This window comes from Bradyrhizobium sp. (genome assembly GCF_016462955.1).
Lineage (GTDB): Bacteria > Pseudomonadota > Alphaproteobacteria > Rhizobiales > Xanthobacteraceae > Bradyrhizobium.
On sequence record NZ_JAEMSD010000070.1, the window covers coordinates 11,163 to 19,705 of the forward strand.

Below are 8,543 nucleotides of genomic sequence, written 5' to 3' on the forward strand. Positions count from 1 at the left end.
TTGCGCAGCTATGTAGCCACCAGGAGCAATCCCGGCCGCCCGGTCCGCAAGGTTGGCGATCTCCTGCGCGACGTCGTCGAACGCCTCATTCGCAGCGGGGATTGGCCCGGAGCTCGTCTCCTGCGGGCGGATGCCGCGTCCGGGAATATTGATCGCCCCCTTGCCGGTGCGACCTAGCTTTAAATATGGCCGGTGCGTCCAATTCCCTCGGGGCAGACGTTTTCATGTCCGCCGCCTCAAGCCCCATCATCCCCGCCGCGCAAACACCAGCTGCCCGACGTCGATCTTTCCGGCTCTGAACCCGGCCTCGCAATAGCACAGATAATATTCCCACAGCCGGCGGAAGGGCTCGTCGAAGCCGAGCGAGGTGAGGTCGGTCCAGGCCCGGCTGAAATTGTCGCGCCAGAGTGCCAGCGTTTTCGCGTAGTCCTGTCCGAAGACGCGCTCGCGAACCACGGGCATCTCGACGCGTTCGCCGAGCGAGCGCAGGATGGTGGCCGAAGGCAGCATCCCGCCCGGGAAGATGTAGCGCTGAATGAAGTCCACGCGCTGCCGGTAGCTGTCGAACAGCTCGTCGCGGACCGTGATTGCCTGGATGCCTGCCAGCCCACCCGGTTTCAGCCTTTGGGACAGCTGGCTGAAGTAGGCCGGCCAGAATTGCTCGCCGACGGCCTCGATCATCTCGATGGAAGCGATGCGGTCGAAGCGGCCGTCCTGGTCGCGATAATCCTGCAACCTCACCTCGACCTTTTCCGCGAGCCCGGCTTCGTGAATCCGCCGGCGGGCAAATTCGTGCTGCTCCTTGCTGATGGTGAGCGCCAGCACGTTGGCGCCGTAAGTCTTTGCGGCAAACTCGGCGAAACCGCCCCAACCGCATCCGATCTCGAGCACGCTCTGGCCGGGCTGCAGTTCAATCGCCTTTGCCAGCTGTTCGTATTTGTGGCGTTGAGCAGCGGGCAGGTCGGCCGTCTCGGCCGAGAACAGGGCCGACGAGTAGGTCATGCTGGAATCCAGCCAGGCCCCGAAGAACTCGTTGCCGAGATCATAATGCCTGTGGATGTTGTGCCTCGAGCCCTCTTTCGTGTTTCGGCGCAGCCGATGAAGCGCCCGCCGGCACAAACGGACCAGCAGGTTCCCGGCAAAGGCGTTGTCGACCAGGTCTTCGTTGAGACAGAAGAGATAAAGAAGCTGGGTGAGATCGGGCGTGGTCCAATCGCCTCTGATGTAGGCTTCGGCCATGCCGATGTCCCCGCCCAGGACCAGGCTGCGCGCGAACCTGTAATTGCCAAGTTCGATCGTGGCCGACGGACCCGGAAGCTCGCCGCGCAACGTCACAAGCCTCCGGTCAGGAAGGCGCACATGAACGGTGCCGCATCTGAGCTGCGATGCCAGGCGCAAGGCGAGGCGACCCAGGAATGGAACCCCATCGAACTGAAGAGAGTGACGAGCGGCGGCGAGGTCCATGGTCAAGTCTCGCGTTGTTTCAAGCGGGGCAGGTAGGGGACCCCCTTCAGCCAAAGCCGCATCGCTTCCCAATGAATGGCTGCAATGACCTTGAACGTGAGGAAGGGCAGAGCGAAGAGCGCCGCCAGTAGCGAGCGGCTGGTCAGAGCACGACGTCGACCAGAAAATGCTGCCGCGAACATCGCGCCCTGCTCCCCCGTCTGCACGATCCGGATCGTCACATCCTGGCCGGGTGGAGAAATGCTGAAGCGGTAATGTGTTCCCATCTCCATGAAGGGAGAAACGTAGAACTCTTTCGCCTGGTTCTGTCTGATGGCGCGGCCCGGTGGCGCGTCTTGCACGGGCACGACATAAGAATGCGTCTCGCCGAAGGTGTTGCGGACCTCGTAGATCAACAACGCAAGATCGCCGGATGCCGCATAGCAGAAGTAGACCGAAAGCGGGTTGAACACGTAGCCCAGGACTCTGGGATAGCAGAGCAGGAGAACGCGACCGCCCCAGAGGTCGACGCCGCGCTCCGCCGCCAATCGTCGGGCGTGCTGGCTCAGGCACGCGCCTTTACCGTCGCCGTGATCGCACTCGTGGAAGCTGAAGGGGGCCGCTCGATTGACGCCGAACAGTCGGGACTGGCGATCCGCTTCGTTCAAGCGATCGAGGTCGATCAACAGGTTCATCACGCGGTAGGTGAACCGGTGTTGCACCGGCCGCCACCTCGCGTGCATCACTTTTCCCCAGTAGAGCGCCGCTGGTGCTGTCGCATTCTCGGCTTCGGCAGTTTTCGTGCGGGCCATCACGCTACTCGGCTGCCTGGACCAGCAACGAGTCCGGCTGCCGCCATGGAACCGCGCAACCGAGTGCTTCGGCAACGGAGATGCCGGCCTGCAAGCCATCCTCGTGAAAGCCGTAGCCGGTCCACGCACCGCAGAACCAGGTCCGGCGCCGGCCCTGAATGGCCGGGAGCCGTCGCTGCGCCGCGAACGCAGCCATGTCGTACTGGGGATGGTCGAAGCTGAATTTCGCAAATGTCAGATGAGGTGCCGGTTCGAAAGGCGGGTTGAGGCTGACGAACAACGGCTTTCGGTCGTCGATGCCCTGCAGCCGGTTCATCCAATAGGTCACCGCCACGTCGTTCTGGACGGCCGTCTGCCGCGGCCATTGCAGGAAGTTCCAGGACGCCCATGCCTGGCGGCGCTTCGGCATGAGATTGCGGTCGCGGTGCAGATAGACGGTGTTGGGAGCGTATTTGATCGCGCCGAGAATGGACCGTTCGTGGGCGTCGGCATCCGACAGCGCCGCCAGGGCCTGATCGCTATGGCAGGCCATGACCACGGCATCGTAGGTTTCAACACCGCCATGACTGTCGCGGATGGTCACGCCATGCTCCGCCCGGTTGACCGACGTCACGGCACAGCCTAGCCGAATGTTGTCCTTGAACAAAGCGGTGAGCTTGTCGACATAGCGCCGGCTGCCGCCTTCGACCGTTCGCCAGCGCGGCCGGCCCAGGTGCAAAAGCTTGTGATTGTCGAAGAAGGCGACAAAGTTCTCCGCCGGAAAGGACAGGATGTCGGCCGACGAGGATGACCAGATCGCCGCTCCCATGGGTCCGAGATAGTCGGAGAACAGGCGCGGCCCGAACGATTCCCTGCTCAGATACTCGCCGAGCGTCAGCCCGTGCAGGCGGCCCGCGCGCAAGTCCGTCACGCTCTGACGGTTGAACCGCAGGACTTCGGCGAGCATGCGAAAATAGGAGGGCGACCCTAGGTTGCTCGGTTGTGCAAACAGGCCGCAGGCCGTCTGCAAGAGGGTCTCGCCGCCGCCGCGCCATTCGAAACGGCCATGATCGGCCGACATGGCGAAGCTCATGCAGGTCTCGACGGTGGTCACGCCGAGATGGGCGAACAGCGCCGTCAGCTGTGGATAATTCGCCTCGTTGAACACGATGAAGCCGACGTCGACATCGACGGGCTCTCCGTCATATTGGACGCGAACGGTATGACTATGTCCCCCCGGCTGCAGCTCGCGCTCGTAGACTGTCACGGCGTGGCGTTTCGACAGGAGCCACGCGGCAGCATTGCCGGCAATCCCCGTCCCGATCACGGCCAAACGCATTCGCTGTCGCCCCCACTGCAATACCGTCTACCACGGTCGGTGAACCATCGGTCTGGAAACGTTTGGCGCGATGATGCGGATCACCTTACCCTTGACGCACATACCTGCCGCCGAACGCGAAACCGGCTCCCGCAGCGGACGTATCGAGGGGAGGTTAATGTTGGTGTCGGCATGATTCTTGTGCATCTTCAGGCGATCGGCGGCATTGCGCTGGCCCTGTGTCTCCTGATGGGACTGGCCTGGGTCGTTCAGCAGCGCACCGGAAATTCCGGATGGGTCGATGCGATCTGGTCCTATGCGAACGGCCTCGTTGGTGCGGTCGCCGCCCTGTGGCCTCTGGAAGACGGCTCGCCGGCACGCCGTGTGCTCGTGGCCGGCCTCGCGCTGCTCTGGTCGGTGCGATTGGGTACGCACATTGCACGCCGCGCGGCGGCAGGCATCGACGATCCGCGCTATGCCAACTATGCGAGCCAATGGGGGGCGGCGGCCCCTCGCCGAATGTTCCTGTTCCTGCAATCGCAGGCGCTGGTTTCGGTGCCGCTGCCGTTCGCCATCTTCCTCGCGGCCCACGCGCCCGAGCCTGGATTGCGGCTGCAGGACTACGTCGGAGCGTTCATCATTCTCACGGCTATCGCGGGCGAGGGACTGGCGGATCAGCAATTACACCGGTTCAAGCTCTCCCCGTCCAACCACGGGCTGGTCTGTGACGTGGGCCTCTGGAGATGGTCGCGACACCCGAATTATTTCTTCGAATGGCTGGGGTGGCTGGCTTACCCGGTCATCGCGCTCTCGCCCGGATACCCCTGGGGTTGGGCCAGCCTGGCCGCGCCGGCGATCATGTACTGGATCCTCGTGCACGTGACGGGGATACCGCCGCTGGAGGAACAGATGCTGAAGTCGCGCGGCGATCTCTATCGGGCATATCAGGCGCGGACCAACGCATTCTTCCCATGGCCGCGGAAGTGAGCGCCCGGACGTGATCCGGCATAGCGCCTCGCGCGTTACCTGCTGCCGGCGCGACAATCGGCAAGAAGCAACCGCACGGGGGACCGCGGACATGAATCTTCTCTTCACCTATCTCTCCGTGGCCGTGACCTTCGTCGTAGTCGATATGATCTGGCTCAATATCATGGTCGAGCGGCTTTACCGGCCGGTGCTGGGCGACATGTTGCGGGCCGAGCCCAACCTCGCCGCTGCCGCGGTCTTCTATTTGCTCTATCCCATCGGTCTGCTCTGGTTCGCCGTGCTGCCGGCGCAGCAAGACGGAAGCGCGTTGCGCGCCCTGACCTCCGGCGTGCTGCTCGGCTGCTTCACCTATGCAACCTATGATCTCACCAATCAGGCGACCCTGCGGAATTGGTCGACTGGGCTGACGCTTGCGGACGTCTGCTGGGGATCGCTGCTCGCGGGCTTCAGTTCCTGGGTCGGATACCTCGTCGCGCAGAAGCTGGCCCACTGAGCAGGCGCTGCTCGACGGAGCGAAGTGGCTTTGATCCGGGCAACGATACCCGGCCAATCAGGTCGATGATCCCCGGTCAGGTCGCTCGAACGCGTCTCTGGTTTCCGCGATCTTGTCGGTCAGGCATATGAACGCCATCTGAGCCTGCGCTCTCTTCTCTTCGTCGAGCAACAGGCATGCGAGATCGACCAGCCGATGGCCCATGCGTTCCATCGCAGCAAGGACTGCATCGAGGCCGGCCACAGGATCGTCGGCCGCAACCCGCTCCACCTCTCTGACAATGGCCTCCAGCCGTGCGATCGAGGCGACAAGCCGGTCCTCCTGCCCACGCTCGGGAAATTCAATAATCTTCGCGGCCATGCGCGCATCCTCCGGATTCAGGCTGCGGCAGATGCCGCGAGGCAATCCTTGCGCACGGCCATAATGGTTCGGTGCAACCACGTCTTGATGGTGCCGACCGGTACGCCGAAGCGCCGTGACAGGCTCGCCCGGCTCTCGCCTTCGAGGTAGGCCAAGGCCACCAGCCTGCGGCGATCTTCCGGCAGGCGAGCCAACGCCCCCCGTGCGATCGGTTCGGCGCTGGCGTAGTCGAAATCCCCGGCAGGTGACGGGCCGGACACCGCTGGAACCAGAATAGCCTCGTCGAGTTCGAAGGACGGCTGTCTTCGCGCCCGCAGATGGTCAATCGCGGCGTGCCGGGCAATCGTGGTCATCCAGGCCATGACCGGAGCCCGTCCGGAATCATAACGGGCCGCGTTGCGCCAGACCTTCAGAAAGCTCTCCTGGAGAATATCGTCGACGTCATGAGGCGAAGCTCCAACGGCCAGCACAATGCGGCGCAGTCTGCCTCGTGTCAGGGTGTGAAGTTCCGCGAAGGCTCGTGCCTCACCCGAGGCCACGCGCGCCAGCAGTTCGGGCAATTTCTCGCCTTGCACCTGACTTGCCAGGCTCGAACAGGCCATGTCCTGTATCCCTTGCGTTTCTTTGAAAACGCTTTGGACGCAGGCCCAGATCACTCCTGAGGAAGGGGCGGACGAGAATTACAGCCGCACAAAGGGCCCGATCAAACGGCCGAGCAAGCCGTTCATGCGCAGGTCGCCGGTCATCGCGACCAGGCAGAGGCAGGGGCCTTCGTCGCCGACGATCGGACGATGGTCGACCTCGTCGTCACCATAGTCGAAATCGCCGGGACCAAAGCGTCCGCCCTCGTGGCTGAAAGTGCCCTCGAGCACGAGCGTAAGCTCGGTGCCGGTGTGGGTGTGCTCGAGCATGCGCGAGCCCGGAGCAGACCGAAGCAGGAAGGCGCGCGCCTGGCCAGAGCCGGAAAGCTCGATCGGCCGCATGCTGAGGCCGGGCGCGACGCGCCGGCGCTTGCCGATGCGATAGCCTCTCAGGGCCGGCGGAACATCGTGGTCCATGTCGGCCGCAAGCGGCGGCGCTTTTGCGTCGGCCGGAGATTCATCAATTCGCGACATGATGCGGTCGAACGCATCTGGGGCGGTCGGCACCGGCTCGGCCTCTTCCAGCGCCGCGCCAGCAAGCTGCTCGATGGCGCGCACGAAGCGGGCGCATCGTGGGCATCCCGCAACATGCACGCCGACGACCAGCTGATGGGCCTCTTCCAGCTTGCCGGCCGCGAAATCGGCCAGAAGTTCTTCAGGCGGATGGTGGCTGATCGTCATGCTTCTTCGTCCAATACGTCTCTCAACCGGTTCATCGCCAGCCTGATTCTCGACTTGACCGTCCCGAGCGGGATGCCGAGCAGGCTCGCGATTTCAGGGTGCGCCTTCTCCTCGATGAACGACAACCTGACGACGGCGATCTGCTCTGCCGAGAGTTGCTTGATGGCGGACTCGATGCGTGCGGCGTCCTGTACGCGGGACATGACCGCATCGGCCGGTTCGGCGGGGTCCGGTGCATCGGGCAGATCAGACACGGCTTCCAGGCGGCCCGTCCGTGCCCTGCGGCGGAGCAGGTCAATCCGCTGATTGCGCGCGATCGTGAATATCCAGGCAGCCGCGCCCGCGGTGGCAGGATCGAACAGGCCCGCCTTCCGCCACACGGCGATCATGGCGTTTTGTGCGATCTCCTCGGCCTCGTCGGGGCTGCACCCGGCCTTCTGCATCAACCCCTTGATCCGGGGTGCGAAATGCTCGAACAGCCGCCTGAAAGCCTCCTTGTCGTGGTGAGAGGCCACGCGCCCGATCAAATCAGCCCAGTCCACCTTTGCCTTCGGCCCTTTGCTCGCACCAATCGACGGCCGCGCCGGAAGCCTCCGGGGGTAACCCGCCTCAGCCCGGATTGGCACCTCTATAGCCCGGATAGCAGCGATCATAGCGCCTCGACAAGCGACCTCTGGGGCTAGAACGAGTGGGAACCGGCGCCGGATCACTGCGAAATGGCCATTACCCGCCTCCGAAGGCGCCCGCCCGTGCGTCCCTCCATCCCTGGCATCCCGCTTGCTCAGTCAGGATCCAAGCTCTGGCCTCCGCGGAGGGGCCGTTTCAGGTTGAGGCAAGTGATGCAAAAAGTGTCCCGTTCTGGTGCTGCTGATGAACTCAGGCTCGACGCATTGATCGCCGATTTGTGGTGGCGCGTTCGGCTGATCAACACCGACATTCTCGAGGAGGAGGCTCGTGCCGGGGTGTTCGACCCGAACCAGCCGACCTATCCGCTGCTTGCGGCCAATCTTCGCGCCCGACGCGACAATCTGGTCGCGACGATCGGCGTGCTCGAGCAGCGTGCGAAATCGGTTTCCGAAGCGGCCTGAGCGCGGGGCTCTGGCGCGAGCTCAGTTGCGCAGCCTCTCTTTGTGCCGGCTGCCGCCTGCACGTAGCGCCTAAGTCCATTCGCAACTGTCAGGCCCGCGCACGCGCCGCAGTCGCGCCTGCGTGCTATGGCTGTTCTTCGTAGCCTTCCCCGCGAGGACAGCCATGCTTCCCATTCCAGCCGACATCTTCACCGAGCCCGAGGACGTCTCGCCCGATAGCCTCGCCAATCTCGGCCCGCTTCGGCGTCTTGCCGGCACTTGGCAGGCGGACAAGGGCATCGACGTCAATCCGAAGGCGGACGGTCCGGAGCGGAGGACCTTTATCGAGCGCATCCGCATGGATCCGATCGATCCGCAGGCCAACGGACCGCAGCTGCTCTACGGGCTGCGCTATCACATCCACATCAATACACCGGAGGAGGACATCACCTTCCACGACCAGGTCGGCTATTGGTTGTGGGAGCCCGCGACCGGGCTGATCATGCAGACCCTGGCCATACCGCGCGGGCAGGTGCTGCTGGCCTCGGGCAAGGCCGGGCCGGACGACAGGACGATCTCCGTCAGCGCGAAGCGCGGCGACACCGCCTACGGGATCTGCTCGACGGATTTCCTGGAGCAGGCCTTCCGCACCGATGCCTACCGTTGCGACATCACCTTCAACAATGACGGCAGCTGGACCTATCTGATCCAGACCGAGTTGTTCGTGCGCGGCGCGCCCTTCAATCACCGCGACACCAACAC

General features: G+C 63.8%; 11 protein-coding genes. 4 read left to right on the forward strand and 7 right to left on the reverse strand.

Annotated elements, in window-relative coordinates; translation table 11 throughout:
- Positions 1 to 246: 246 nt before the first annotated feature.
- The 3 genes from JHD07_RS10440 to JHD07_RS10450 are packed head-to-tail and all read right to left on the reverse strand — an operon-like array spanning position 247 to position 3,573.
- Positions 247 to 1,464 carry a cyclopropane-fatty-acyl-phospholipid synthase family protein gene (locus JHD07_RS10440; RefSeq protein WP_291621667.1) on the reverse strand — a complete coding sequence of 406 codons (1,218 nt, stop codon included), beginning with the start codon at positions 1,462 to 1,464 and terminating at the stop codon, positions 247 to 249.
- 2 nt (positions 1,465 to 1,466) lie between these two features.
- A complete protein-coding gene (locus tag JHD07_RS10445) occupies positions 1,467 to 2,255 on the reverse strand; it encodes a DUF1365 domain-containing protein (protein ID WP_291621670.1) in 789 nt (262 codons plus the stop codon).
- 4 nt (positions 2,256 to 2,259) lie between these two features.
- Positions 2,260 to 3,573: an FAD-dependent oxidoreductase gene (locus JHD07_RS10450; protein WP_291621672.1), complete on the reverse strand. Its 1,314-nt coding sequence runs from the start codon at positions 3,571 to 3,573 to the stop codon at positions 2,260 to 2,262.
- Between the two features lie 171 nt (positions 3,574 to 3,744).
- On the opposite strand from JHD07_RS10450, the gene JHD07_RS10455 reads away from it, so the two are divergent.
- Both JHD07_RS10455 and JHD07_RS10460 read left to right on the forward strand, forming a co-directional pair.
- The gene (locus JHD07_RS10455; protein ID WP_291621674.1) at positions 3,745 to 4,539 is read left to right on the forward strand and encodes a DUF1295 domain-containing protein; all 795 of its coding nucleotides are present in this window, start codon (positions 3,745 to 3,747) and stop codon (positions 4,537 to 4,539) included.
- Between the two features lie 91 nt (positions 4,540 to 4,630).
- Entirely contained in the window at positions 4,631 to 5,032 is a 402-nt protein-coding gene (locus tag JHD07_RS10460; protein ID WP_291621676.1) for a DUF2177 family protein, read from the forward strand.
- 57 nt (positions 5,033 to 5,089) lie between these two features.
- Here the strand turns inward: JHD07_RS10460 and JHD07_RS10465 are convergent, their stop codons facing one another.
- From JHD07_RS10465 to JHD07_RS10480, 4 genes are all read right to left on the reverse strand, one after another.
- The gene (locus tag JHD07_RS10465; protein ID WP_291621678.1) at positions 5,090 to 5,392 is read right to left on the reverse strand and encodes a hypothetical protein; all 303 of its coding nucleotides are present in this window, start codon (positions 5,390 to 5,392) and stop codon (positions 5,090 to 5,092) included.
- 17 nt (positions 5,393 to 5,409) lie between these two features.
- Positions 5,410 to 5,994, reverse strand: a complete 585-nt coding sequence (locus JHD07_RS10470; protein ID WP_291621680.1) for a sigma-70 family RNA polymerase sigma factor — start codon at positions 5,992 to 5,994, stop codon at positions 5,410 to 5,412.
- 78 nt (positions 5,995 to 6,072) lie between these two features.
- The gene (locus tag JHD07_RS10475; RefSeq protein ID WP_291621682.1) at positions 6,073 to 6,714 is read right to left on the reverse strand and encodes a ChrR family anti-sigma-E factor; all 642 of its coding nucleotides are present in this window, start codon (positions 6,712 to 6,714) and stop codon (positions 6,073 to 6,075) included.
- Positions 6,711 to 7,256 carry a sigma-70 family RNA polymerase sigma factor gene (locus JHD07_RS10480; RefSeq protein WP_291621684.1) on the reverse strand — a complete coding sequence of 182 codons (546 nt, stop codon included), beginning with the start codon at positions 7,254 to 7,256 and terminating at the stop codon, positions 6,711 to 6,713. Before JHD07_RS10480 ends, JHD07_RS10475 begins: the two co-directional genes overlap by 4 nt.
- A gap of 297 nt (positions 7,257 to 7,553) precedes the next feature.
- Between JHD07_RS10480 and JHD07_RS10485 the strand changes: the two genes are divergently transcribed.
- Both JHD07_RS10485 and JHD07_RS10490 read left to right on the forward strand, forming a co-directional pair.
- Positions 7,554 to 7,802 carry a hypothetical protein gene (locus JHD07_RS10485; protein ID WP_291621686.1) on the forward strand — a complete coding sequence of 83 codons (249 nt, stop codon included), beginning with the start codon at positions 7,554 to 7,556 and terminating at the stop codon, positions 7,800 to 7,802.
- A 163-nt stretch (positions 7,803 to 7,965) separates the two neighbouring features.
- Positions 7,966 to 8,543: heme-binding beta-barrel domain-containing protein (locus tag JHD07_RS10490; protein WP_291621687.1), on the forward strand; the 578-nt coding region annotated here is incomplete at its 3' end.

Excerpts from the sequence above, each read along its gene's own strand:
- JHD07_RS10465 (WP_291621678.1), bottom strand. The coding sequence starts at position 5,392 with ATGGCCGCGAAGATTATTGAATTTCCCGAGCGTGGGCAGGAGGACCGG.
- JHD07_RS10450 (WP_291621672.1), bottom strand. The coding sequence starts at position 3,573 with ATGCGTTTGGCCGTGATCGGGACGGGGATTGCCGGCAATGCTGCCGCG.
- JHD07_RS10470 (WP_291621680.1), bottom strand. The coding sequence starts at position 5,994 with ATGGCCTGTTCGAGCCTGGCAAGTCAGGTGCAAGGCGAGAAATTGCCC.
- JHD07_RS10475 (WP_291621682.1), bottom strand. The coding sequence starts at position 6,714 with ATGACGATCAGCCACCATCCGCCTGAAGAACTTCTGGCCGATTTCGCG.
- JHD07_RS10455 (WP_291621674.1), top strand. The coding sequence starts at position 3,745 with ATGATTCTTGTGCATCTTCAGGCGATCGGCGGCATTGCGCTGGCCCTG.
- JHD07_RS10460 (WP_291621676.1), top strand. The coding sequence starts at position 4,631 with ATGAATCTTCTCTTCACCTATCTCTCCGTGGCCGTGACCTTCGTCGTA.
- JHD07_RS10445 (WP_291621670.1), bottom strand. The coding sequence starts at position 2,255 with ATGGCCCGCACGAAAACTGCCGAAGCCGAGAATGCGACAGCACCAGCG.
- JHD07_RS10440 (WP_291621667.1), bottom strand. The coding sequence starts at position 1,464 with ATGGACCTCGCCGCCGCTCGTCACTCTCTTCAGTTCGATGGGGTTCCA.
- JHD07_RS10485 (WP_291621686.1), top strand. The coding sequence starts at position 7,554 with ATGCAAAAAGTGTCCCGTTCTGGTGCTGCTGATGAACTCAGGCTCGAC.